General features: G+C 42.9%; 23 protein-coding genes, 1 riboswitch and 1 other annotated feature. Of the genes, 5 read left to right on the top strand and 18 right to left on the bottom strand.

Annotated features, from left to right (window positions below):
• Window positions 1–134: 134 nt before the first annotated feature.
• The 3 genes from QZ995_RS01220 to QZ995_RS01210 all read right to left on the bottom strand — a co-directional run bounded on the left by QZ995_RS01220 (window position 135) and on the right by QZ995_RS01210 (window position 3,397).
• Window positions 135–1,910, bottom strand: coding sequence for a B12-binding domain-containing radical SAM protein (locus QZ995_RS01220; protein ID WP_301801986.1), 1,776 nt, complete (start codon window positions 1,908–1,910; stop codon window positions 135–137).
• Window positions 1,911–1,943: 33 nt separating this feature from the next.
• Window positions 1,944–2,456 (bottom strand): MogA/MoaB family molybdenum cofactor biosynthesis protein, encoded by a 513-nt coding sequence (locus tag QZ995_RS01215; protein WP_301801984.1) that lies wholly within the window; start codon window positions 2,454–2,456, stop codon window positions 1,944–1,946.
• Window positions 2,457–2,695: 239 nt separating this feature from the next.
• Window positions 2,696–3,397: a pirin family protein gene (locus QZ995_RS01210; protein ID WP_301801982.1), complete on the bottom strand. Its 702-nt coding sequence runs from the start codon at window positions 3,395–3,397 to the stop codon at window positions 2,696–2,698.
• Window positions 3,398–3,663: 266 nt separating this feature from the next.
• Here QZ995_RS01210 and QZ995_RS01205 point away from each other — a divergent pair, with 266 nt between their 5' ends.
• On the top strand, window positions 3,664–4,035 hold the full coding sequence (locus tag QZ995_RS01205) for a hypothetical protein (RefSeq protein WP_301801980.1): 372 nt from the start codon (window positions 3,664–3,666) through the stop codon (window positions 4,033–4,035).
• A 282-nt stretch (window positions 4,036–4,317) separates the two neighbouring features.
• The gene (locus QZ995_RS01200; RefSeq protein ID WP_301801979.1) at window positions 4,318–5,664 is read left to right on the top strand and encodes a TrkH family potassium uptake protein; all 1,347 of its coding nucleotides are present in this window, start codon (window positions 4,318–4,320) and stop codon (window positions 5,662–5,664) included.
• A gap of 62 nt (window positions 5,665–5,726) precedes the next feature.
• Here QZ995_RS01200 and leuB read toward each other — a convergent pair whose 3' ends face one another.
• From leuB to QZ995_RS01165, 7 genes are all read right to left on the bottom strand, one after another.
• Window positions 5,727–6,824, bottom strand: a complete 1,098-nt coding sequence (leuB, locus tag QZ995_RS01195; protein ID WP_301801977.1) for a 3-isopropylmalate dehydrogenase — start codon at window positions 6,822–6,824, stop codon at window positions 5,727–5,729.
• Window positions 6,825–6,937: 113 nt separating this feature from the next.
• A complete protein-coding gene (locus QZ995_RS01190) occupies window positions 6,938–8,473 on the bottom strand; it encodes a 2-isopropylmalate synthase (RefSeq protein ID WP_301801976.1) in 1,536 nt (511 codons plus the stop codon).
• 80 nt (window positions 8,474–8,553) lie between these two features.
• A complete protein-coding gene (ilvC, locus tag QZ995_RS01185; RefSeq protein WP_003335031.1) occupies window positions 8,554–9,576 on the bottom strand; it encodes a ketol-acid reductoisomerase in 1,023 nt (340 codons plus the stop codon).
• A 75-nt stretch (window positions 9,577–9,651) separates the two neighbouring features.
• Entirely contained in the window at window positions 9,652–10,152 is a 501-nt protein-coding gene (gene ilvN / locus QZ995_RS01180; RefSeq protein WP_301801972.1) for an acetolactate synthase small subunit, read from the bottom strand.
• Window position 10,153: 1 nt separating this feature from the next.
• Complete coding sequence (ilvB, locus tag QZ995_RS01175) at window positions 10,154–11,878, bottom strand: biosynthetic-type acetolactate synthase large subunit (RefSeq protein ID WP_301801970.1); 1,725 nt, start codon at window positions 11,876–11,878, stop codon at window positions 10,154–10,156.
• 855 nt (window positions 11,879–12,733) lie between these two features.
• Complete coding sequence (gene sat / locus QZ995_RS01170; protein WP_301801968.1) at window positions 12,734–13,906, bottom strand: sulfate adenylyltransferase; 1,173 nt, start codon at window positions 13,904–13,906, stop codon at window positions 12,734–12,736.
• A gap of 54 nt (window positions 13,907–13,960) precedes the next feature.
• On the bottom strand, window positions 13,961–14,653 hold the full coding sequence (locus tag QZ995_RS01165; protein ID WP_301801966.1) for a phosphoadenylyl-sulfate reductase: 693 nt from the start codon (window positions 14,651–14,653) through the stop codon (window positions 13,961–13,963).
• Between the two features lie 296 nt (window positions 14,654–14,949).
• On the opposite strand from QZ995_RS01165, the gene QZ995_RS01160 reads away from it, so the two are divergent.
• Window positions 14,950–16,575 (top strand): nitrite/sulfite reductase, encoded by a 1,626-nt coding sequence (locus QZ995_RS01160; RefSeq protein WP_301801965.1) that lies wholly within the window; start codon window positions 14,950–14,952, stop codon window positions 16,573–16,575.
• Window positions 16,576–16,665: 90 nt separating this feature from the next.
• On the top strand, window positions 16,666–16,872 hold the full coding sequence (locus QZ995_RS01155; protein WP_301801963.1) for a DUF3906 family protein: 207 nt from the start codon (window positions 16,666–16,668) through the stop codon (window positions 16,870–16,872).
• Window positions 16,873–17,029: 157 nt separating this feature from the next.
• On the opposite strand, the gene QZ995_RS01150 is transcribed toward QZ995_RS01155, so the two are convergent.
• The 5 genes from QZ995_RS01150 to infC all read right to left on the bottom strand — a co-directional run bounded on the left by QZ995_RS01150 (window position 17,030) and on the right by infC (window position 20,886).
• Window positions 17,030–18,196 carry an aminotransferase class I/II-fold pyridoxal phosphate-dependent enzyme gene (locus QZ995_RS01150; protein WP_301801961.1) on the bottom strand — a complete coding sequence of 389 codons (1,167 nt, stop codon included), beginning with the start codon at window positions 18,194–18,196 and terminating at the stop codon, window positions 17,030–17,032.
• Complete coding sequence (locus QZ995_RS01145) at window positions 18,193–19,356, bottom strand: aminotransferase class I/II-fold pyridoxal phosphate-dependent enzyme (protein ID WP_301801959.1); 1,164 nt, start codon at window positions 19,354–19,356, stop codon at window positions 18,193–18,195. Before QZ995_RS01145 ends, QZ995_RS01150 begins: the two co-directional genes overlap by 4 nt.
• 98 nt (window positions 19,357–19,454) lie before the next feature.
• Window positions 19,455–19,563: riboswitch (SAM riboswitch) on the bottom strand.
• A gap of 130 nt (window positions 19,564–19,693) precedes the next feature.
• On the bottom strand, window positions 19,694–20,053 hold the full coding sequence (gene rplT / locus QZ995_RS01140; RefSeq protein ID WP_003335040.1) for a 50S ribosomal protein L20: 360 nt from the start codon (window positions 20,051–20,053) through the stop codon (window positions 19,694–19,696).
• 101 nt (window positions 20,054–20,154) lie between these two features.
• Window positions 20,155–20,352 carry a 50S ribosomal protein L35 gene (gene rpmI, locus QZ995_RS01135; RefSeq protein WP_003335042.1) on the bottom strand — a complete coding sequence of 66 codons (198 nt, stop codon included), beginning with the start codon at window positions 20,350–20,352 and terminating at the stop codon, window positions 20,155–20,157.
• Between the two features lie 24 nt (window positions 20,353–20,376).
• Window positions 20,377–20,886: a translation initiation factor IF-3 gene (infC, locus tag QZ995_RS01130; protein WP_003335043.1), complete on the bottom strand. Its 510-nt coding sequence runs from the start codon at window positions 20,884–20,886 to the stop codon at window positions 20,377–20,379.
• 110 nt (window positions 20,887–20,996) lie between these two features.
• Here infC and QZ995_RS01125 point away from each other — a divergent pair, with 110 nt between their 5' ends.
• Window positions 20,997–21,203, top strand: a complete 207-nt coding sequence (locus QZ995_RS01125; protein ID WP_157452759.1) for a hypothetical protein — start codon at window positions 20,997–20,999, stop codon at window positions 21,201–21,203.
• A 28-nt stretch (window positions 21,204–21,231) separates the two neighbouring features.
• On the opposite strand, the gene thrS is transcribed toward QZ995_RS01125, so the two are convergent.
• From thrS to QZ995_RS01110, 3 genes are all read right to left on the bottom strand, one after another.
• Window positions 21,232–23,145, bottom strand: coding sequence for a threonine--tRNA ligase (thrS, locus tag QZ995_RS01120; protein ID WP_301801944.1), 1,914 nt, complete (start codon window positions 23,143–23,145; stop codon window positions 21,232–21,234).
• Window positions 23,146–23,224: 79 nt separating this feature from the next.
• Window positions 23,225–23,467: a binding site (T-box leader), on the bottom strand.
• A 10-nt stretch (window positions 23,468–23,477) separates the two neighbouring features.
• Window positions 23,478–24,395, bottom strand: coding sequence for a putative sporulation protein YtxC (ytxC, locus tag QZ995_RS01115; RefSeq protein WP_301801942.1), 918 nt, complete (start codon window positions 24,393–24,395; stop codon window positions 23,478–23,480).
• 183 nt (window positions 24,396–24,578) lie between these two features.
• Window positions 24,579–25,631 (bottom strand): FAD:protein FMN transferase, encoded by a 1,053-nt coding sequence (locus QZ995_RS01110; RefSeq protein WP_301801940.1) that lies wholly within the window; start codon window positions 25,629–25,631, stop codon window positions 24,579–24,581.
• Between the last annotated feature and the right edge of the window lie 87 nt (window positions 25,632–25,718).

Below are 25,718 nucleotides of genomic sequence, written 5' to 3'. Positions count from 1 at the left end.
TTCGCAAAGAAAAGTTTAGGCTATAAAGGTTTTCCTCATGTGTAAGAACTACTTTGGGCATGGCGTAAAAATAGCAGTGCGGATCGCGTACCTAGGTCACTTTATACTACTGTCCGTTTCCTTCTGGGTATCGTCTAGGCAACTGTTTGTGGTACGGGAACACAGACGAATGTATTGGAGGACCCTTCCACAAACGGATAATACATCACCAAAGCAAAATTACCTTCAACCATTTCACCCGTTTTTATATAGTGTTCTACATTAAATGAGACATGCGCTACTGTAGTATGCTTGGCATACTCCTTTTCCGTTTCAGCGTGCAGAGCAAAATCTGCACGTAAATCTTTACGTTTACTTGCTACATTTTGATAAATCGCTTGTAATTCTGATTTGTTAACCGTATCTTCCCACCAGATTTTACGCGGCCGATATTTTTGATTTAATAAGTAATCAAATTTTAACATACTTAATGAATGACTTGTTTTATTAGGAGCTTTCCTTTCAAGAAAACGTTGGAGACGAATAAACAAATCTTCCAGCTGGTGCCCAAAGCGCCCCCAGCCTTGCTCTTCCCAATAATCCCCAAACTCTTGGAAGAAATCAAATGGCGTCTCAAAATGATGAGCCAAAATCCATTCAAACGCCTTGTCCATTCTATGAGCATTCCAATATTTCTCTAAAATATCTTCCGTACGCTTAATTCGCTGCATGTCATTAAAGGAAAGCACGTTATTTCCAAGGATTTCATAAGGTGATTGATCCATATATATATACCCATGTTCTGCAGCACGTGCCCTCACACCTGTACCTCGCAGCATTTTTAAAAAGCCTAATTGCAACTCTTCCGGACGCAATGCAAATACATCGTTAAACGTCTTGCGGAAAGATGCATAATCTTCCTCTGGTAATCCCGCGATTAAGTCTAAGTGCTGATCAATTTTACCAGATTCTTTGATTTTCAGCACGGTATAACTTAATTTTTCAAAATTTTGTCGGCGTTGTACAAGACGATTCGTTTCGTCATTGGTTGATTGAACTCCAATTTCAAAGCGGAAAATACCTGGCGGCGCATTCTCAGCTAAAAAGTCCACTACATCCGGCTTCAGGATGTCGGCTGTTATCTCAAATTGAAAAATGGTTCCATTATGGTTATCAATTAAAAATTGAAAGATCTCCATAGCATACTGCTTATTAATATTAAATGTCCGATCCACAAATTTAATGGTTTTCACTCCATGATCTATTAAACGCTTCAAATCGCGCTTCACTCGATCTAGATCAAAATAGCGAACTCCGTTTTCAATGGAGGACAAACAGTACTGACAGCGAAAAGGGCAACCGCGGGACGCTTCAAAATAAACGACACGGTTATTTAATTCATCTAAATCCTCTTCATAGGGGGATGGTAAATGGTTTAAATCCTTCGTTTGCATACGTTGCATCGAAAAACGGACACGTTCTCCATCTCGATAGGCAATACCTGGTACTTCTTTTAATAGCGGAGCGTCACCGGTTTGTTTTGCCCGGTCATAAGCCTGACATAATTCCAGAAATGTCTCTTCACCCTCCCCCATCACGATTACATCAATAGCAGGATAATTTTTCATCCACTCGTCTGTATCGTACGAGACTTCTGGACCTCCTAGAATAATCGGCACATTTGGACAAATCTTTTTTACATTATTAATTACGTCCAGCGTCTCACGAATATTCCAGATATAACAGGAAAATGCAATAATATCAGGCTGACGTTTATGAATATCCCCAACAATATTTATCAAAACATCATTAATGGTGTATTCTACCAGTTCGATATTTGGATAATGGGGCTTGGCATAGCTACGCAAATATCGTAAAGCCAAAGAAGAATGAATATATTTGGCGTTAAGGGTTGCAAGTAAGATTTTCATTATATATGGTCACTCCTTTTTCTACGCCCTTCATTATACTGTTCTGCGCAATTCTCTGACAACATGTCCTAATTCGGGCAGTATTAATTTGACCATTGCTAGTTTAACCGCTCCTGTGGAACCGGGTGTGGAAAAGATCGCTTTCCCCTTATAGATGCCCGCTATGGCTCTAGATAGTATGGATGCGGAACCAATATCCTCGGTATAACTAAGCATGCGGAAAATCTCGCCAAACCCGGGCATCTCTTTATCAAGCAATCCTTTCACCGACTCATATGTATGGTCACGAGGAGCAATACCAGTTCCTCCGTTAAGCAAAATTACATCTACTTCTGCGTGCTCTGTACCATGCTCAATTACAGCCTGTATCTGCGCTGGTTCATCTTTTACAATATAATAAAGAAGAGTGTTATGACCCGCTTCTTCCAAAAGATTTTTCATTAGCTTTCCACTTTTATCTGTTTCTTCGTTCCTTGTATCAGATACGGTGACAACCATTACCCCCACATTTTTAGGTGCAGTTGCTTTATGTTCAGTTGTGCTCATTCATTATTCCTCCTCAGATACCTCTTTTTCAAACACTGCAGTCCCGTTTTACTCGATCATAAGCCAGATTATAGAGACAAGCAACGAAAAAACTAGATTGTAACTCCTATCATACCCTTCTTTTACCAAGCGCAAAAGCCCGACACTTCTGCGGCACTCTAGACCACAAAGTTCGGGCTAAGGGATGATAACTTACTTACATAACTCTTGCCTTGTATTCATACATAAATGAAAAGCACTTATGGCAAATCAATCAGCATAAAATAGGAGTCTTGTCCTGCTACTAGCTCCAGCTTATCCAAATCGGTAATCCGCGCTGAATCACGTCTTTCCAATACTTGTCCGTTGACCTCTACTTGTCCCTCCATGATAAATAGGAACGTCCGTCTATTCGTCTGCTGAGGGAACGAGATGCTCTTTCCTGCTTCTAAACGAGACAAATAAATGGTCATATCTTGATGGATATGTGCAACGCGATGCTCATGTTGATTAGCTGATACGACAGGCAATAAGGCGTTTACCATTGCCTTTTGATCATAAGCAAACTGTTCGTATGACGGCGTTAAGCCATACTGCTTCGGTTCAAACCATAATTGAAGCAGCTTCGCCTCCTCAGTAGTGGAGCCATTATACTCAGAATGCAGAATACCTGTACCAGCAGACATTCGTTGGACCTCGCCTGGCTTAAGCTCCTCTTCATTTCCTGTACTGTCTTTATGACGCAGAACACCCTCTAGCATGATCGTAACAATCTCCATCTCCTTGTGCGGATGGGTTCCAAAACCATATCCAGCTTGGATGGTATCGTCATTTAGCACTCTCATAGGACCAAAGTTCATATTTTCTGGATCATAATATTCTGCAAAGGAAAAACTAAATTGTGATTTCAACCAGCCATGATTAGCTTGGAAACGGGAATCTGATGGAAAAATTTTTATCATATTAGCTCACCTCATAGCTTTAGTTTGTAAGTATCGTAACGATATATTCTTGTTTCCATCATACCAAAGTAACTAACTTTTGTAAAGTAACTAACCATTATTTTTAAAAAACAAAATGAATAGCGTCCCTTTTTGAAACTTATATCTGCTATTTCCGTATACAGAATAAATCGAAGTTTTATGTCGATTATTTTTTCATGCAAAAACACTGCTCCCTATTCATATAGATCAAGAAAATATCAAGAAAAGGAGGCACCCCCTTCCTTATGGCTTTATTACTAAAAATACTTTTACCCATTGGTTGCTTCTTTCTTTGTTGGTATTTTATGAGTCGATTATTTCATCCCTTACGTGCATTTAGGCAAGCTAGACGAAAGGGTACGTTTCATTTATTAGATACGCCAACTAATATCAGACAAAATCTGCTTTTAACGTATAAAAAAGCGGTATATGAAGGAGAAAAATACTCGGAACCAGGTAAACCTTCCCATGTAAACTGGATCGTGTTAACCTTAACCAAGCCTACTACGGAAGAACTATTGCCTATAGACTATGATCTAATGGAAAGCCGTTTACATGAGCATTATCCTCAAGCCCAAATTCAATGGCCACCTTGCACGAAAAGGAACTCTCTTTAGGCCTTGACTGGGCCTTTTTTTGTTTTGAGCTGTCTATAGAACAAATTACCGGGCTCCTTCTTCCTATTTATTTGATCTTCTACTAGTTGTGCTCGGCTCTTTTTAGAGTGTTACATTTATTGGAATTTCGGTATTTTTTCTTATTGATGAACAATCGATTTTCTGCTACGCTTGTGAGCAGTTTCCACTACAAACCAAAGTAAGACCTTACTTTTACTGGTTATACTAACAACAATGTTGTATTTCCTTAAAAGGTAATGTCTGGCAAAGGAAGAGGTTGCGATGTTAGTAAAATTAATTAAAAATTTTCATTTAAGCCCACCCAAGGTGCTCGTCTTAGGCTTTGCGCTTATCATTGCAATTGGTGCCATCTTATTAACTCTTCCTATTGCAACGAACGACGGCCAAGGGCTTTCTTTGATCAACGCCGTATTTACCTCTACGTCTGCTACCTGCGTAACAGGACTAGTAGTGACGGATACTGGGACAACTTTTACACTGTTTGGGCAACTAGTGATTTTAGCACTTATTCAAGTAGGCGGTTTAGGATTCATGACCCTAGCTACTTTTTTTGCTCTTCTCATGGGGAAAAAAATCTCCTTACGACAACGTCTCTTGTTGCAAGAGTCTCTCAATCAGATTTCTATTGAAGGAGTAGTCAGGCTTGCCAAGATGCTTCTCATCTTTACAGGCTTGATCGAATTGACTGGGGGAATTTTGCTTACTCTACGCTTTGCCTTTGATATGCCGTTTGCGAAAGCTTTGTATTACGGTATTTTTCATTCCATATCTAACTTTAACAATGCCGGATTCGATCTCATGGGCGAATTCAGTAGCTTAACCAAGTATGTGAGTGATCCTATCGTTAATCTAACAGTCTGTTCGCTGATTATTTTAGGCGGGATTGGATTTATTGTGATGGCAGAAGTATACGGGTATCGAGATACGAAACGATTATCATTACATACAAAGGTAGTTCTAACTACCACAGCCATTTTGATTGTTCTAGGCACGCTAGCCATTTTTATCCTAGAGTTTACGAATCCCAAAACGCTGCAGCCATTATCTCCTGTTGGTAAATTTTTTGGAGCGCTCTATCAATCCGTTACGGCTAGAACGGCTGGCTCTAATACGATAAGCATTGGGGATATGCATCAGTCGAGCTTGTTCTTTATGATTGTGTTAATGTTTATTGGAGCTTCACCTGGATCTACAGGCGGCGGTATTAAGACTACCACCTTTGCCACTCTATTAGGAGCGGTATGGGCGCAAATAAAAGGCAGAGAAGATGTTATTTTCTACCGTCAACGTATTCTGCCGCATATGATTTACAAATCCCTAACCGTAACAATGACTGCCTTATTTATCGTCATTATAGTAAGTATGATTTTGACAATTACTGAGCCAGGCAAAGATTTTTTAATGATTCTCTTTGAGAGTGTCTCTGCCTTTGCAACGGTTGGTTTATCAATGGGACTGACCCCTGATTTATCTGATATCGGAAAAATTGTCATCTCCTTGACTATGTTTGCTGGACGTGTAGGACCATTAACTATCGCCTTTGCATTAGCTCAGCGAAACCGAAAGGAATACTTCCGCTATCCAAAAGGAAAAATTATGATCGGGTAATGCTAAAAACACAAAAAGACCACTCAGAAAAACTTGTTTCTGTAGTGGTCTTTTCTCCAATTTTATTTAGCAATGACTGTCTTCCTTAATTCAGCAACGACCAACTGCCCCATTTCTATCGTACTAAGCGCTTCTGCTTTATTAACTGCCAAATCACCTGTACGATGACCCGCTTCCAATACAGACCATACCGCTTGCTCGACTCGGTCTGCGGCTTCATCTAAATGCAGTGAGTAACGCAATAGCATCGCTGCAGACAAGATCGTAGCTAACGGATTAGCAATGCTCTTCCCGGCTATATCGGGAGCTGAACCATGTACCGGCTCATACAAGCCAAAGCTGCCTGAAGCAAGGCTAGCAGAAGCCAGCATGCCGATGGAGCCAGTCAGCATGGCAGCTTCATCACTTAAAATATCCCCAAACATATTCTCCGTTACAATTACATCAAATTGCTTCGGTGCACGCACTAGCTGCATGGCGCAAGAGTCAACCAGCATATGTGAAAGTTCTACATCAGGGTAATCGGCAGCAACCCGATCAGCAACCTTTCGCCATAGACGTGAGCTTTCCAACACATTTGCCTTATCCACGGAGACGAGCTTCTTTTGCCGTTTTCGAGCTATGTCAAAAGCGGTTCGTATGATACGCTCCACTTCTTCCTCACGGTATAGTAACAAATCCTCTGCTGTGTCCTGACCATCCTCTCCAATATAGCGCTTCTTGTCACCGAAGTAGATGCCACCAGTCAATTCACGTACAACCATTAAATCAACGCCTGCCACTACTTCTGGTTTTAAAGAGGATGCTTCTATGAGACTTTCATGCATGGTTGCAGGCCGCAAATTAGCAAACAGGCCTAAGGCTTTGCGAATCCCCAGAAGACCTGTTTCCGGGCGTAAATGTCCCGGATTCTGATCCCATTTTGGACCACCAACTGCACCAAGCAATACAGCATCCGCCTCTTTACATATGCGGATTGTCTCCTCAGGTAACGGCGTCCCCTCTTCATCAATCGCACAACCGCCGATTTTTCCATAAGTAAACTGAAAGGAATGACCTGTTTGCTCAGCAACTACTTCTAATACTTTAACCGCTTCGGCAACAATTTCAGCCCCAATTCCATCCCCTGGAAGAACGGCCACATTAAAGGTTTTTGTCATATAACGATCTCTCTCTTTCGCTTCTTAACTAACTGGTACTCCCGGTCATTTGAAATTCTCTCTATATTTTCTCTCTATCCCGAATCGTTGGACTTATGGCTGTAAACTGGTCATTAGACTGGCTGTGCGTCAAGTACCTCTCCGCGTGCTTGAATCAGCTTGTTAATTGCTCGTACATAGGCAATCGCACTCGCTTCCATAACATCGGTGCTTAGCCCTCTTCCTTGAGAAATCTCATCTTCTTGCTGAAGGCGAACATACACTTCTCCAAGAGCATCTTTCCCATGTGTAACCGAGATAATCTTATAATCAATTAATGTGACATCTTCACCAATCGCCCTATCAATTGCTTTGTAGATGGAATCGACCGAACCATTTCCACAAGCAGCTTCTTCATAAATCTCACCATCTGAGCGAAGGATGCGGACACTGGCTGTGGGGGTGCTTTGATTGCCATAGGAAAGCTGAATGGAATCAAGCCGATACATTTCTTCACTATCAGCCATTTTCGCATCAATTAATGCTAAAATATCGTCGTCACTAATTTCTTTCTTTTTGTCACATAGCACTTTAAATGCCTGGAAAGCCGTATCAATCTGCTCTGTCTCCAAATGATAGCCCAGCTCTGCAAGCTTATCCTTAAAGGCATGTCGCCCTGAATGCTTGCCTAGTACCAATAGATTAGACTTGTACCCTACCGTTTCTGGACGGATAATTTCGTAGGTTTCCGAATTTTTTAATACGCCGTCTTGATGGATCCCCGATTCATGCGCGTACGCATTTGCACCTACAATGGCCTTGTTACCAGGTACAATCATCCCCGTTAGACGGCTGACCAATTGGCTGGTACGGGCGATTTCTTTCAACTGCCATTTCGTTTCAACCTGATAGAAGCTCTTTCTTGTTTCCAGCGCCATCACAACTTCTTCTAGCGACGTATTACCTGCTCGCTCACCGATTCCATTGATCGTGCCTTCCACTTGCGTTACTCCTGCTTCAATCGCGGCCAAGCTATTAGCAACCGCCATGCCTAAATCATCATGACAATGACAGCTCAGCTTAATATTCGCTGTTTCAGGGACACGAATAACCATTTCGCGAAAAATATTTCCGTATTCCTGCGGTGTTAAATAGCCCACTGTGTCAGGCAGATTAATAACATTGGCTCCAGCCGCAATAGCAGCCCTCACGACCTCTGCCAAATATGGAAGCTCCGTACGACCAGCATCTTCAGCGGAAAACTGCACGTTAGATACGTACTTTTTCGCATGTTTGATCGCCGCTACCGCTCGCTCAATCACTTGCTCCTTTGACATGTTTAATTTATGCTCGCGATGAATCGGAGAGGTAGCCAGAAAAACATGAATGCACGGATTTTGGGCATCACGTAGCGCCTCGTAAGCCTTATCAATATCTCCTGATACAGATCTGGCCAGACTGACAACTGTTGCATTTTTTACTCGTTTAGCGACTTCAGCAACCGACCGAAGATCACCGGGGGAGGCAGCGGCAAAACCAGCCTCCATTCGAGAAACACCCAAACGTTCGAGTTGGAGGGCAATCTCCACCTTTTCATTCATGCTCAAATTCACTCCCGGAGATTGTTCTCCATCACGCAATGTGGTATCAAAAATCTCGATAGTACGCATTACACTTCCTCCTCCCAGCTCTCCATTTTTTTATAACTCACTAAATATATAGCGAGTGCTTTTTGACGCAATCAGAAATCTTAGGCTTTTACTGGGGCTTGCTCCTCTTTCTTTTCTTTTTGAATCCAAGCCATCATATTGCGTAATTTTTCACCCACTTGCTCAATGCCATGCTCACTTTCCAGGCGGCGGCGAGCATTGAAACCCGGGCGGTTCGCTTGATTTTCGAGAATCCAATTACGCGCGAATGTGCCATCTTGGATTTCAGCAAGCACTTTTTTCATCTCTTGACGTGTTTCATCTGTTACGATGCGACGCCCTGTACTGTAGTCACCGTACTCTGCTGTATCACTGATAGAGTAGCGCATACGGGCTAAGCCACCTTCATACATCAAATCAACGATCAGCTTCAACTCGTGCAAACACTCGAAGTAGGCGATTTCCGGCTGATAGCCTGCATCTACTAACGTATCAAATCCTGCTTTTACTAGCTCAGATACGCCACCGCACAATACAGCCTGCTCACCAAACAGATCTGTTTCTGTCTCTTCACGGAACGTGGTTTCAATAACCCCTGCCTTGGTGCTGCCAATTCCGCTTGCATAAGCCAGAGCTGTTTCTAATGCTTTTCCGCTATGATCCTGATGAATAGCTACCAGGCTAGGCACACCAAAGCCTTCTACATATACACGGCGAACAAGGTGACCCGGACTCTTTGGCGCGACCATAATGACGTCTACATTGTCAGGCGCTACAATTTGACCGAAATGAATATTGAATCCGTGTGAGAAAGAAAGGGTTGCTCCTGCTTTTAAATTCGGTTGAATCTCTTCTTTATAAACACGGCCCTGATGCTCATCCGGAAGCAAAATTTGAATAACATCTGCCTGACTGGTAGCCTCTGCTACTGTGTACACTTCAAACCCATCGTTTTCAGCTTGTTTCCACGATTTTCCCGGGCGGAGACCAATGATAACTCGATATCCGCTGTCACGAAGGTTTTGGGCTTGTGCATGACCTTGACTACCGTATCCAACGATTGCGATAGTTTTTCCGTATAGAGCAGCTTGATTAGCATCTTGTTCATAATAGATTTTCATCATAGATAAATTCCTCCTAGTTTTTGGGTTGTTTTTATTGGTAAATTTTAAAAATTCAATTTTTATTAAATTAACTGATTAAACTTGCATTAATTCAAGACTTAGCCCGCGAGCCATTGCTACGCTTCCTGTTCGTGTTAATTCTTCGATTCCATAAGGACATAGCAAAGCTAGCAGGGCATCGATTTTTTCACTATCGCCGGTTGCCTGAATAATAATAGATGTGGGTCCGATATCAACAATAGAGGCTCGAAACGGTTCCACAATCCCAGTGAGCTCCGTCCGCTGACCAGCTTCGGCATGAACTCGGATTAAAGCAATTTCTCTTGCTACCATCGGGTCCTTACTCAGATGGGTTACAGAGATAACATCAATAAGCTTACACAATTGTTTCATCAATTGATCAAGCTGATGCTCATCTCCGTTCGTAGTAATAATCATTCGGGACAAACCTGCTTCTTCTGTTGAGCCTACAGTAATACTGTCGATATTAAAATTGCGTTGGCCAAACAGTATGGCTACTCGAGTCAGAACACCGGGATGGTCGTTTACCAAAAGGGCTAATGTATGTCGCTGCATGTTACTCATCCCCCAGCATCATTTGATCTAGCGTGCATCCCGCTGCCACCATTGGGTACACGTTTTCTCCAGCTGCTACTCTAAAATCAATTACCACAGGTCCATTAAATTCCAATGCTTCCTTCCAGACAGACCGAGCTTCTGCTGAGGCAGTAGCTCGCATTCCTCTGATACCGTAAGCTTCTGCTAATTTCACAAAATCAGGGCTACATGTTAAATCAATCGAACTATAACGCTGATCGTAGAATATCTCTTGCCATTGCCGAACCATGCCCAGACATTGATTATTTATGATAACCACTTTGACAGGAAGCTTGTGTTGGGCTAAAATCGCTAACTCCTGATTGGTCATCTGGAATCCTCCATCTCCTACGATGCTGATTACAGTACGGTCAGGATAAGCAATCTGTGCTCCAATCGCTGCTGGAAAACCAAAGCCCATCGTTCCAAGACCACCAGATGAAATAAATGAGCGCGGATTTTTGACCTTGTAATATTGGGCACTCCACATCTGATGCTGCCCAACATCGGTTGTCACAATTGCTTCACCATTTGTTGTTTCATAAAGCATTTCGATTACTTCCTGCGGTTTAAGCTGACCATCTTTTTTATAGCTGTACGGGTGCGCCTTCTGCCATCCATGCAATTGTTTCAGCCATGCGCTGGTTTCGAGCGGTTTAGCTAGCAATAATGCTTTTTCTAACGTACTTTTTATGTCTCCTGCTACACAGACTGCAGTTTTAACATTTTTGCCCAATTCAGCGGGATCGATATCCACATGGATAATGGTGGCGTTTGGTGCGAATTCCTTCGTGCGCCCCATCGTAATGCGGTCATCGAAACGCGCTCCTAACCCAATCACACAGTCCGCATTAATTAAAGCTTGATTAGCGGTATAATTCCCGTGCATGCCCGGCATACCAAGTGATAATTCATGTGTGCCAGGAAAATTTCCTAGTCCCATAAATGTGCTGATAACAGGGATGCGGGTCAGTTCTGCAAAAGCAAGTAATTCCTGATTAGCGTTAGCAGCTAAAATACCCCCTCCAGCCAAAATGACTGGGCGTGTAGACTTATTGATCGCTGTAATAAATTGCTCCATCTCACCATCCGAGGGTATCAAAGTAGGTGAATATCCGCGAACGCTAATACTCTCAAGCGGTTGGAATGGCGCCACGCTATTGCAAACATCCTTGGGAATATCAATCAGCACTGGACCTGGACGACCTGTCGTTGCAATATAAAAGGCCTCTTTTATGATGCGTGGAATATCGCGGATGTCACGAATAAAATAGTTATGCTTCGTAATCGGCATGGTAATTCCCGTAATGTTTGCTTCCTGAAAGGCATCTGTTCCAATCATGTTTTGGGCAACGTTTCCGGTAATGCAAACGAGCGGTACGGAGTCCATTTGTGCCGTGGCAATTCCTGTGACTAAATTGGTAGCCCCTGGCCCTGATGTAGCCACTACTACCCCGGCTTTTCCACTCGCTCTTGCATATCCATCAGCTGCGTGAACAGCCCCCTGCTCGTGCCTTGCCAAAATATGCTTTAAACGACTGCCATAGAGTGAGTCGTAAATTGGCAGAACGGCTCCTCCAGGATAACCAAAAATATGCTCAACGCCTTCTAGCAATAGGCAACGTAACAGGGTTTCTGCCCCTGTCAATTCTTCGCCAAATCTCATTTCAGGTAACATCCGCGTCTGTTCTGCGGTCTCGATCATCTTCTCTCCTCCCTATCTCTTTTAGCAGGCAAAAATCTTTTTAGCGTAAAAAAATCCCATCACCCCGACATACGAAAGATGTCTGATTGGGGCGAAGGGATTCGCGGTACCACCCAAATTTGCTGATTCCTCGCGGAAGATCAGCCTTGGACAGGTCAGTGATAACTCTGACTGTCAGCGCGATAACGGGCGCTAAGCGGTTACACCTACTAGACCTAAATCGTTCAGCTAACAGCTCAGAGGCGAGCAATTCATTACGTTCCTATCCGGTTCTCAGCATCCCGGACTCTCTGTGAAAGAATGGGTAATCAATCATGTCCTCATCAAAGCCATCGAAATATTCTCTCAAATCAAAATAATTTTCTGTTCAAAGTGTCATGTGAATTGTCTGAAAATAATTGTTATGACTGATTATAGCCAGCCCCAAAATATGTGTCAATCAAATCAAATTCTTTTTATTAAACTTTTTCCCGAACGATTGCTCACTAGAATTAATCAGGCTCTTATGAGTCGCAACTGAAAGCGCATACAAGTTTTTTTGTTCACATACCTGTTTTTTTAAAAAAGAATTCTCTTTGAAGGATTTGTCCCACACGAATTTTCCTTAAAAACAGAACCGAACAAATCACTAATATTCAACACCATATAAGCATATAACGTTCGTCATTTATTAACTACCTATTCATTCATATTCGACCTAGCTCTCTGCTGTTTTACTCCCCATAGGCCCTATGTATAGAAATGCATAAAAAAACGCAGAGAAACTGTTATTTCTCTGCGCATGTCTATTTTTCACTGTATTTATCCACTTTTTCCTCTCAATTCGTATTCTTTCACTTCTGTGTGTTCAGATGATTACCCTTGCATGTTTTCTCGTTCTCGAAGACCTTGAATTAACACCTGCGCCACTTCTGGACGTGAAAATTCTGGTGGAGGAGTAATGCCGTTTCGGAGCAATTCCCGTACTTTAGTCCCTGATAATGCAACGTGATGCGATTTGTCATGTGGGCATGTTTTCGTCGTAGCCATTCCTTGGCATGCTTGACAGAAAAAGCTATGCTCAAAAAACAAGAGCGTAATTCCCAGCTCCTCTGGGGTAAATTCTGAAAAAATATGTTGCGCATCATATGTGCCATAATAATCGCCGACGCCTGCATGATCTCGTCCCACGATAAAGTGCGTGCATCCATAATTCTTTCTTACCAGGGCATGAAAAACAGCTTCTCTTGGCCCGGCATAACGCATTGCCGCAGGAAAGGCTCCTAAAAAAACACGATTTTTCGGATAATACTTTTCGAGCAAAACAAAATAACTCTTCATTCTTACAGAGGCGGGTATATCATCGGATTTTGTTTGACCTACCAGCGGATTTAAAAATAGCCCATCTACAATTTCTAAAGCCGCTTTCTGAATATATTCATGTGCGCGATGTACTGGATTTCTTGTTTGAAAGCCCACGATACTTTTCCAACCAAGCTTTCTAAAAAAATCTCTCGTTTCACTTGGGGTATAATAATAATTGGCAAACAGCTCCGGTTGTGGACGTTGAATTACCTGTATACTCCCGCCTACGCAAAAAGCAGGGCGTTGATATAGCTTAGCTACTCCAGGGTGAGCTAGATCAGGCGTTTTATATACTTGAAGGGCTTCTCTCTTTTTATCCGGCCGGTAGACATCCTGAACCGTAAGGACAGCATAATTCTTACCATCCCCTCCGCGTAATACCAGCTTCTCACCAACTGCTAAATCGCTAAACTCTTCCGGTACTGCCAATGTGATCGGTACCGACCAAACCGTTCCATCAGGTAAGCGCATGTGCTCTACCACTGAATCATACTCTTCTTCTGTTAGAAAACCCTTTAGCGGAGAAAAGGCTCCAATCCCTATGCAATCAATATCAGACAAAGTCCATTCATCCACAGTAACGAAACGATAGGGAAGTAAGCGTTGGTTATTCTCTTCTACAAATACAGGGGACAACAAACGATTTACCAGATCCCCGCCATGAGCCAGATAGTGTTCTGCCACGATTATTCTCATTCCTTTCTAAACATTCCTCACTGTCGTCTTTATGCAGGGAATTTATTTGTGTAAACCACACTCCGTTTTTTCAAAACCTGACCAACGTCCGGCACGGGGATCTTCTCCGGGGAGCACCACACGGGTACAGACGGAACAGCCGATGCTCGGATAATTTTGATCGTGCAGCGGATTGTAAATAACATCATGCTTGCGGATATACGTCCATACATCCTCACTCGTCCATGCTGCTAATGGATTGCATTTTACCAGACCAAATTTCTCGTCCCACTCTATCTTTTTGCTGTTGGCACGCGTTGGCGCCTGATCGCGGCGAATTCCTGTAATCCAAGCCTCATAGTTGTTCAATATACGTTTTAGCGGCTCTACCTTGCGAATGTTACAACAGGCTGTAGGATCGTTTTTCCACAGCTCATCTCCATACTGGATACGCTGTTCTTCTAGGGTCAGTAACGGTGACACCCTAATAAAAGAGGTGGCATAATGCTTCTCAAGCCGGTCACGCGTTTCATACGTCTCTTTAAAATGTTTATTTGTATCCAGATAAAACACAGGCGTTTTTGGCGCAATTTTTTGTAGCATATCAATTAGCACCACATCCTCGGCCCCGAAGCTAGATGCAAGTACAATGCCGGCACCATAGGTTTTTGTTGCCCAAGTCAACAATTCCTCTGCTTTTGCATGCTCGAACCGATTGGCTAGCAATTCAATCTCGGGTAACGTTAATTTGTTCATTCTTCTATCTCTCCTCCTCAGCTATCACCTACTCATCTTATGTAGCACGTTCCCCCGGGGATACTTGCCTACCGGGATTGCTCACACACTTATCAGAGAATAGATAAGCTCCTGAGACTTAAAACCAAGCTAAAAAGTAGGATTTATAAGCTTTTGCCCTACATAATAGTCATTTATTTTTGTTGTGTCAATTCAAACTATTTCGTTTTTTGCGTTGACCTCGTTGTTTCCAGCGGTTATACTCAGTTCAAAGTATTCCGACAAAATTAATATGAATTAAGGGAGGATCATTGAAAATGAGCAATCAACAATCTCGCCCTTGGGAAGCAGATAAGAGTAAATTAAATGCATTTGAACTAACAAAATTAGAACGGGATGGCTTGGATATTATCGAGAAGATTCGACAACTAGGTTCAAAGGGCTATCAAGCGTTTTCCGCTGACGATCTCGCCTTTTTTAAATGGGCAGGAATCTACGAGCAAAAACCTAAAGGCAACGGTTTTTTTATGATGAGGGTACGAATTCCAGGAGGGATTTTACGGGCAGATCAAGCAAGAGCTCTCGCAGATATCAGTCGGGAATACGGGCGAAATTTAGTAGATATCACAACCCGACAGGCGGTGCAGTTTCATTGGCTGACAACACCTGATCTCCCTGATATATTTGATCGCTTAGAGCATGTAGGTTTATTCTCTTATGAGGCTTGCGGAGATGTTCCGCGTACAATTGTCGGAAATCCACTCTCAGGTATTGACCCTCACGAACTCATGGATACCGAACCTCTAGTACAACAACTGGAAGAACATTTTTTATTAAATCCTGAATTCTCAAACCTCCCACGCAAATATAAATTATCCATTTCAGCAAATATCTATAATACCGGACATGCAGAGATAAATGATCTCGCTTTCACTCCGGCCTCTAAAATCATACACGGTCAGGAACAGATCGGCTTTCATGTCTGGGTAGGAGGCGGTTTGTCAGCCAAGCCTTATCTAGCAAAGCAGCTCCCTATCTTTGTTTTGCCCACAGAGGTTGTAAAGGTAGCAGATGCTGTGACGCGTATTTTTCGAGATTATGGTTATCGTGAAAAGAGACATCAGGCTCGTCTTAAATTTTTAATGGCAGATTGGGGTCCTGAAAAATTTACTGAGAAATTACTCGAACTGACCGGGCCACTAGAAGAGCGTGGAGACGATCGGACAGTTGGCTGGAATGCTGGCTACTTTACTGGTGTTCATAAACAAAAACAGCCCGGTTTACATTATGTGGGATTACTGTTGCCTGTGGGACGACTCACTGCTGAGGATTTAGCCGAGCTGGCTGATTTAGCTGATCGTTATGGAAACGGTTCAATACGGACTACCAATTCCCAAAATATCATCCTGCCAAACATTCCCGATGAACATCTGGATTCCTTGCTTGCAGAAGCCTTACTCACACGTTATTCCCCGACGCCACGAACATTTATTGGGCACGCCGTCTCCTGTACGGGCAATGAATTTTGCAATCTGGCAATCGTTGAGACAAAAGCGCGGATGGCTTCTATCGCTCACTGGCTAGATGAACATGTAAAAATCGATACCCCCATAAGAATTCACATGATCGGATGCCCCAATTCGTGCGGTCAGCAACAGATCGCCGATATTGGATTACAGGGTTCTTTAGTTAAAACGGCAGAAGGCACAGTGGACGCCTATGATTTTTTCGTCGGAGGCAGTCTTGGTCCAGATGCCCAATTTAACAGCCGTTTAAAAGGGCGTGTTGTCGCTGATCGAGTAGCTCCTGTCATCGCTCAGCTAGTAGAATTGTTTAAAAACAACCGGGAATCGGGAGAAAAGTTTCACCAGTTCGCTCGTAGGTTCGGGGTCGCTAACATTCAGGAGCATTTTACACAGATTATCGCAAGTGTGAAGGTGTAGAGAATACTGATTGATTAGCTAGAGCCATCTAATGCGGCTATTGTCAGAACGCTCATTTGAACCCAGCAAGTATGAAAAGAGGGGAATACCATGTATCTATATCATGTCGAGATTGTAACAACTGAGGAAAAAAATCTGGTAGCTGCCGTTATAGCGGAAACGGAGGAAGCAGCCTTTCACACCGCTCATGCTCTTACCAAGCGCCAAATTCACCCGACTCCCACTATAAAAACTAGTACATTGCTTGAAAAAAAATATATAGAAAAAGGGAAAGGATACGTTTTCACTATTTCCTAACACAAAAAGAAATCCAGCCAAATCTGATCGGAAGCCAGAAAGAGGCTGGATTTCTTTTTGCTCTCATTGCTTTTTTAATCTATGATTTACCTTTTTTCGTAAGCAGAATGGTTATTACTGCGATAAAGCCAAAACTTTTTACTACGTTTAATCGTCCCTACACATTCACCTGCTCCTCTATGTTCTCCCCCGCCTTCAAGCCACGCTCCAGGTCTGCCAATACGTCCGTTACATCCTCAACTCCAAGCGATAGCCTTACTAATCCATCTGTAATGCCACGCTTTTCTCGCTCGGCTTTCGGCATCGCCGCATGTGACATCTGCGCTGGATAGGATAAAATACTCTCCACCCCGCCAAGGCTAACTCCTACGAGAGCATATTGCACATTTTCAAATAAAACCTTCACCCGCGCTCGACTCCCCAAGTCAAACGAAAGGACTGCCCCGTGCCCATTTGCTTGGTTCGCTTGAATTTTGTGCCCAGCATGAGTGGGCAAACCCGTATAATACACATTTTTGACCAAAGGATGCTCTGCTAAATGATCTGCTACAATGGCAGCATTTCGGGTTGAAATATCCAAACGTGCCTTTAAGGTTTTTAAGCCCCGCATCACTAGCCAGCTATCCTGAACACCAAGGATAGCGCCAAATCCATTTTGAATCGCATATAGTTTTTGTCCAAGCTCCTTTGTTTTTGTCACTGCCAGACCTGCAACCACATCACTGTGACCACCGATAAACTTGGTCGCACTATGCAACACAATATCAGCTCCTAACTCCAGCGGTCGCTGGTAGTAGGGAGTCAAGAAAGTATTGTCCACGATTGTCAAAAGTCCGTATTGTTTCGCAATTGCGATGACACCTCGTAAATCAGTCACCTTTAATGTCGGATTGGAGGGTGTTTCTAAAAATACGGCCCTCGTGTTGGATTGAATTGCTGCCTCCACTAAAGACAGTTGTGTTGTATCCACAAAGGTGACTTCAATTTGCATCCGTTCGAGCACGGTTGTTAAAAAGCGGAACGTCCCGCCATAGACATCCTCGGCTACTATCAAATGATCGCCGCTCGAAAATAAAAGAAATACGCTGGAAATAGCAGCCATTCCAGATGAAAAAGCAAATCCCCGCTCTCCCCCCTCTAACGCTGCAATGGTTTCTTCTAACGCCTGCCGCGTAGGGTTCCCTGATCTTGCATAATCGTAGGTGCCAGGCTGATCAATATCTTTTTGATGAAAAGTAGAGGCTTGGTAGATTGGGATGCTTGATGCTCCCGTTACACGATCCATGCCACACGCACCATGAAGAATTTTGGTTGCAAAGTTCATCGGATACACTCCTCTATTTGTAAACATTTCTCCAAAGCAAATGTTAGGTCAGCAATCAAATCTTTTGGATGTTCAACTCCTACTGACAGACGCAACAATCGGTTGCAGACTCCTACATGCTCCCGTACTTCTGCTGGTATATCTGAATGTGTCTGTGTTGCGGGATAGGTGCATAAGGATTCTACACCGCCTAGACTTTCTGCAAATGAAATCACTCGTAATTGCTCTAAAAAGATAGCAACCATAGATTGTTCCTTAATGCGAAAGGAAACCATTCCACTGTAGCCACTTGCTTGTTTAGTCTGGCTATCATATCCCGGATGAGTAGGTAATCCAGGGTAAAAGACGTCTGACACCGCTGGGTGAGTTTGCAAAAAGGCAGCCACAGCAAAAGCATTTGATTGATGACGTTCCATGCGCAATGCCAATGTTTTTAATCCACGTATCACCAACCAGCAATCCTGCGGGCCAAGCACTGCTCCTATAGAATTATGCAAGAAACCGATCTTTTCGGTCAGATCAGCACCCTTCGTCACGATCAAGCCAGACAGCACATCATTATGTCCAGCTAAATACTTCGTAGCACTGTGAAAGACGATATCTGCTCCTAACTCCAGCGGCCGCTGATAGTAGGGGGTCATAAATGTATTGTCAACAATGGATAGCAATTGATAGCGTTTGGCAATATCAATCATGCCTCTCAAATCTGTAATTTGCATCAGGGGATTGGTAGGGGTTTCTATGAACAAAGCGCGTGTCTGACTCGTAATAGCAGCCTCCACTAGCTCTGGCTGACGCATATCAACATACGTGCAGGTTATGCCGTATCGTTTCATGATTTGCTCGAATAATCGATATGTGCCGCCATACAGATCAAGCGAAACAACTAAATGGTCGCCGCAGGAGAATAAGCCTAAAATTGTTTGTATCGCTGCCATTCCGGAAGAGCAGGCAAAGCCGCCGTCTCCTCCCTCCAAATTAGCGATTGCTTCCTCAAGTACCGCTCGTGTCGGGTTAGCCGTCCGTGTATAATCAAATCCTGTGCTTTCCCCCAATGCTGGATGTCGGTAAGCTGTTGCATGATAGATCGGAAAACTGAGCGATCCTGTTGTTTTGTCTTTCCCTACCCCGATTTGTGCCAAACGTGTGTCAATATGCATCCTGATTCCACTCCTCTATCTCGCCTTATTTCCAAACAAAAAAGCCCTCTTTCGATGAAAGAAGGCTTTGGCTACGCAAAGAAATCCGTAAGCAAACCTTCTCATCTTTCAGAACAAAAGTGTCCTGCAGGAATTAGCACCATCTTGCAATAAACAAGTGGTTGCCGGGCATCAACGGGCCAGTCCCTCCGCCTCTCTGGATAAGAAGTCATGCTATTCAATTTGTGTTGATTCTAAAATTATCAGACACTTTAAACGATGTCAAGTGATTTTCTTTCGCATCAATCAAAAAAGGCTGCCGAGTAAATTCGACAGCCTTTTTTCTAAAAGAACGGTATTACGCGTTCAATTTGCTTTTAGCAACTGCTGCAATGTCGTTGAAAGCTGCTTTATCGTTAACAGCTAGATCAGCCAACATTTTGCGGTTTACTTCAACGCCAGCTAGTTTCAAACCGTGCATTAAACGGCTGTAAGAAAGACCATTCATGCGAGCTTGTGCATTGATACGAGTGATCCACAATTTGCGGAAGTCGCGTTTTTTCTGACGACGGTCACGATAAGCGTACATCAGGGACTTCATTACTTGTGCATTAGCGGATTTAAACAGACGGTGTTTAGAACCAAAGTAACCTTTGGCTAATTTCAAGATTTTCTTATGACGACGACGTGTCACAATGCCACCTTTTACTCTTGGCATAATCAATTCCTCCTGATCTGTAGCATGGCGGTCTCTATATAGACGCTTATGGGGCTCATGCTAGAAAATTTTTCGTTGCGGAAAATGAGCAGAAATGAATCTTACAAGTAAGTGATCATTTGCTCAATGCGTTTTTGGTCTCCTTTAGAAACCATTCCACCTTTGCGAAGATGACGCTTCGCTTTAGTGCTCTTGTTAGCAAACAAATGGCTCGTGTAAGCAGAATCACGTTTCAAGCGACCGCTACCAGTCTTTTTGAAGCGTTTTGCTGCTCCACTGTGAGTTTTCATTTTAGGCATTGGGAAATCCTCCTGTCTCGTATCCTATTTTTCCGATTTCGGAGTTGGAGCTAAGATCATAATCATGCTACGACCTTCAATTTTAGGTTTGCGTTCAACCGTTGCTACTTGCTCACAAGCGGCTGCTACACGTTCCAGCACCTGTTGTCCGATTTCAGAGTGGGTAATTTCACGACCGCGGAAACGAATTGTACATTTCACTTTGTGTTCTTCACCCAGAAACTTTAGCACATTGCGAAGTTTCGTTTGGAAATCGTGCTCCTCAATGTTAGAGGAAAAACGAACTTCCTTCAGCTCAACAATTTTTTGATTCTTGCGAGCTTCTTTCTCCTTTTTCGATTGCTCATACTTGAACTTACCAAAGTCCATGATACGGCAAACGGGAGGTTTTGCTGTAGGAGCTACGTTTACAAGATCTAAATCAGATTCTTGTGCAATACGTAATGCTTCTCTTAGTGGTACTACACCTAGTTGGTCACCGTTAGCACCAATTAAGCGTACTTCTCGAGCACGAATCGCCTCATTTACCAACATTTGATCCTTGCTAATGATTTGCCACCTCCATAGTCTTTCGAGAGCAAAAACGGATAATAGAAAAGCTGGTCTTGCACAGTTGAAAGCTTTTCATAAGCATGTGGCGATCAATGATCATCAACCGCCACATACATAAAAATGCGGACGCTATAGCGCCCGCATTTAATCTCACCTTTAGCAAAACAACGAATCAATCGGAGGCTTTGCATACGTTAGACCCGTCAACTGTCCAGCTAGACGTCGATTCAGGTGAGAAGCTGGGCGCTTCTGCTTCAATCTCGAAATGTGAAGTTATCACACCCAGTAATTTTACATAATACCTAGGTGTTTGTCAAGCTTTGCACCTTATTTTCTCTCTAAAATCTCGTTTTGAAGATGAGCCAACACCTCAGCAACTGGCTTGCTGCCTAGATCGCCTTCTCCACGTTTGCGTACGGACAGAGCTCCCTCTTCCATCTCTTTTTCCCCGATAACCAGCATGTACGGGATTTTTTGCATTTGAGCTTCGCGGATTTTGTAACCAATTTTTTCATTACGAGAATCCAGTTCAACACGAATACCTGCTTGCAGTAATTGCTTGCGTACTTCCTCTGCATAAGGAACATGCACTTCATTAATTGTCATCAAACGAGCTTGGATTGGTGCAAGCCAAGTTGGGAACGCTCCGCCATAGTGCTCCACTAGGATACCGATAAAGCGGTCTAGTGAACCATACATAGCACGGTGCAGGACAACTGGACGATGCTTTTCGTTATCCTGACCAATATAGCTTAGGTCGAATTTCTCAGGTAATTGGAAGTCTAGCTGAATTGTTCCGCATTGGTGACTACGTTTCAGAGCATCTGTAATTTGGAAGTCAATTTTAGGACCATAGAATGCTCCATCGCCTTCATTGATTTCGTATTCCATTCCTAGCTCATCTAATACGTTTTTCAAAGAGTTCTCTGCAATTTCCCATAGCTCATCAGAACCCATGGAATCCTCTGGACGAGTAGATAGCTCTACACTGTATTTAAAGCCAAATACACTGTAGATTCTATCGATAAGTTGGATCATGCCTTTGATTTCTGCTTCGATTTGATCAGGACGCACGAATACGTGTGCATCATCCTGACAGAACGTCCGAACGCGCAACATACCATTTAGTGCCCCAGAGAACTCATGACGGTGCACCTGTCCGAATTCGGAATAACGAATCGGTAGATCGCGATAAGAATGCATCTCGTTTTTATAAATCAGCATGTGCCCTGGACAGTTCATCGGTTTAAGGGCAAAAGTTGTGTTGTCTACTTCAGAGAAATACATATTCTCATGGTAGTGATCCCAGTGACCAGATTGCTCCCATAAGCGTTGGTTCATCATGAATGGCGTACGAACTTCCTCGTATAAAGCCAGGTCCTGCAAACGGCGCGAGAATTGCTCTAGCTCGTTGCGGATCGTCATACCATTTGGCAAATAGAAAGGCATACCTGGTGCTTCTTCAGAGAACATGTACAAGCTTAGTTCTTTTCCCAATTTACGATGATCACGTTTCTTCGCTTCTTCTAAGAAGTGCAAGTGTTCATCTAGTTCTGCCTTTTTCGGGAACGCTGTGCCGTATACGCGTTGTAATACTTGGTTATCAGAGTTACCGCGCCAGTAAGCACCTGCTACGCTCATCAATTTGAACGCTTTGATTACCCCAGTGGAAGGCAAATGCGGTCCACGGCATAGGTCAAAAAATTCACCCTGATGATACATTGTAATGACGGAACCCTCTGGTAAATCACGAATCAATTCTAGCTTCAAATGGTCATTTAATTCACCAAAGATGCGTAATGCTTCTTCGCGACTTACTTCTTTACGCTCGATTTTTAAGTTTTCCTTGATGATCTTGTTCATTTCAGCTTCCAATTTGATTAAATCCTCAGGGGTTAAGCTAACAGGAATATCCATATCGTAGTAAAAACCATCTTCAATAACAGGACCAATTCCCAATTTCACATCGTTTCCAAATACACGCTTTACTGCCTGAGCCAGCAAATGGGCTGTACTGTGGCGGTATACCTCTAGGCCGTCCTTAGTATCCAGCGTCACAATTTCCACGTTTGTATCTTCATGAATAGGTGTAGTTAAATCTACAACTTTTCCATTTACTTTTCCTGCTACCGCTTTTTTCTTCAAGCTGGTGCTAATGGACCCTGCAATATCTTCAATTGTTACGCCCGCTTCGTATTCACGAATAGAGCCGTCTGGCAGAGTTACTTTTACTTGCGCCATTTTCATAACTTCCCTTCCGTATGTGTATCATTTACCCGAGTCATCTCGGGCTTGAAAAAATAAAAAAACGCTCAATCCCAAAAGGGACGAGCGCTATTTCTCGTGGTACCACCCTAGTTCAGACTTATCCTCTAAAGCATGGATAAATCCCTCTACGTAAACGATAACGGCTTCGCACCGGCTAACCGATACTAGGCAAAATGCCGTTCCCAGTTGCTACTCGAAGGTGGTAAATCATTGTTCGCTGCGTGGTGAGCTTTCAGCCAGGGCTCTCCTCTCTATAACGCTAAAACAAGATTCTTGTCCTTCTCACTGTATTTGACTCTTATTACTTATGTATTATAGTGACTGGAGAATTGGAAGTCAAGATTTCCAGGAGTCGTTAAACAATGAGCACAACTCACACACGCAAATACACGTTCTCCAAATACAGCCCGCATCGTTTGCATCAAAACGTTGCTATCTTCCACCCCGTGTATAACGATCTTCTCCGGTGCAAGCGCAATTAATGCACTCACGATATGATCCTCTTGCCGATCCGGTCTAAAACCTAAAATTGTATCTAATTGGCTTAGGTCTATTTTAGCATCGTCTTGATCGTACATAACGAATTCTTGCGTTTCCCGCAGCACGACATGAACGAGCGGATAACGATGCTCCTGTTTCGATACAAAGAAGCGCAGTAATTCAACAAACTCCTGATATTCCTTATCCTGCTGATATTGCTGCAATCCCATTTCAAAGGCCTTGTCCAACAGGATACGATAATTTTTCAAGCGAAATTTCACAAAACCTTCCAAATATAGGTACTGTTCTTCATCCAGATAGCGGAATACCTGTTCATAAATGGCTGCTTTGCGTGTAGACCGGTTCATATTTTCCCGTACTTCGTCCAACTCATGGAATACAAATTGAATATAAGGATAAATTTCATCAAACTTATGAATAAGCGCTCCTTTTGCTTTTCGTTTTAAAAAGGTGCGCAACAATTCTACTTCTATAACCTGCACAGTCCATTCAGTAACCAGTAAAGCAACAAAGGAAGCCATATATTCTAAGGTCTCACAGGTATACTCTTCCCGTGACCAACTCACAAAGCGAAACTGCGTATGACATCCATGCTCCTCCACTCGACATTCGATGCGAACAGGGGATGTATCTATTTTCTCCTGCATGCTCTGGAGAATATGGCAGAACCTCTCAATATAGTGTTGATTTGTTGTTTGTAGGAATACGGATACTGTTTGCACGTGGTTCACCCCCCACCCGTTTATACAATCAGTATATGCCCAAGCCTTGGCGATATACTTTTAAACCATTGGAAAAACCATCAAACGAACGCTACGTTCATCTGACGGTTTTATCGGGTAAAAAGGGTGCTAGCAAACTGCAAATTTTCTATTTTTGTGACTCGTGAAAATCTCAGGCTTTATTTAATTAGCCATTTTATACTGTTTATTTGTTAATTCCCAATTACCTTTTAATCCGCTGGTAATGTAGACAGTTTTGTCTTTTGTAATAAAAATCGCCTCTACATGGGGCAAGCTTTCCATAAATGACATGCCTTTTTCCAGCCCTAATGCAAAACCGGTTGTTGACAATGCGTCTGCATCGGCAGATTCATTCGTTATAATGCTAACGCTAAACAAATTATTGTCCACAGGAAATCCTGTAGCTGGATTTAATATATGATGATAATGCTTACCATTTTCTTCAAAATAACGTTCATAAATTCCCGAGGTAACCACTGTCTTATTTATAACCTTTAACTTTCCTAATTGATTGCCACGGTTGCGATCAGGATCTTGAATACCAATTATCCAATCCTTTCCATCCGGTTTCTTTCCTAATGCTACTATATTTCCACCTAAATCAATAATGGCACTGTTAAAGCCTTTTTCTGTTAAATAGGCAGCAATTTGGTCAGCAGCATATCCTTTGCCTATTCCACCTAGATCAATCGCCATGCCCGGCTGCTTTAAAAACACCGTTCTTTTAGCATCGTCCAAGAGGATTTGATGGTAATCAATCACCTGTAATGCCTCTTTAAGCTTCTCCTCGGAAGGCACCTTAGCATTATCCTGCCCAATATTCCATAAACTCACTAATGGGCCGATCGCTGGATCAAACTTCCCTTCTGATACCTCTGCAAATTTTACTGCTTTTTTGATGACTCCATACGTCTCCTCGGATACGGGGACTGCTTGTTTTCCCGCTTGTTCATTGATTCGATAAACCTCACTGCCTTCCAAGGTGCGGCTTAAATGGGATTCGATTTCTTTCATCCGGGCTTCCAGGTCTTTAAAATGCTTGTCTGTCACTTGGTCATCATATACACGTACAGTCACAATCGTGTCATAAATAAAGAAGCTTTCAGAACGTGGTTGGATTGCATTTTTCACAATTTCTTCATCAGGTTTAGAGACACAGCCATTTACTATGAGACTGAATAGTAAAAAAAACAGAAGCGCAAATTTGTGTTTCATGTTGCCAGTCCTCCGCTGTCTTTTCCCGTCTCGAGCCAAAAGTAAGGTCACTACGGGAGTTTTACCCGCTCTTATCCAAAGAATCAC

It is taken from the genome of Brevibacillus laterosporus, assembly GCF_030489605.1.
Taxonomy (GTDB): Bacteria; Bacillota; Bacilli; order Brevibacillales; family Brevibacillaceae; genus Brevibacillus_B; species Brevibacillus_B laterosporus_E.
This window is presented reverse-complemented; position numbering and strand designations above follow the sequence as displayed.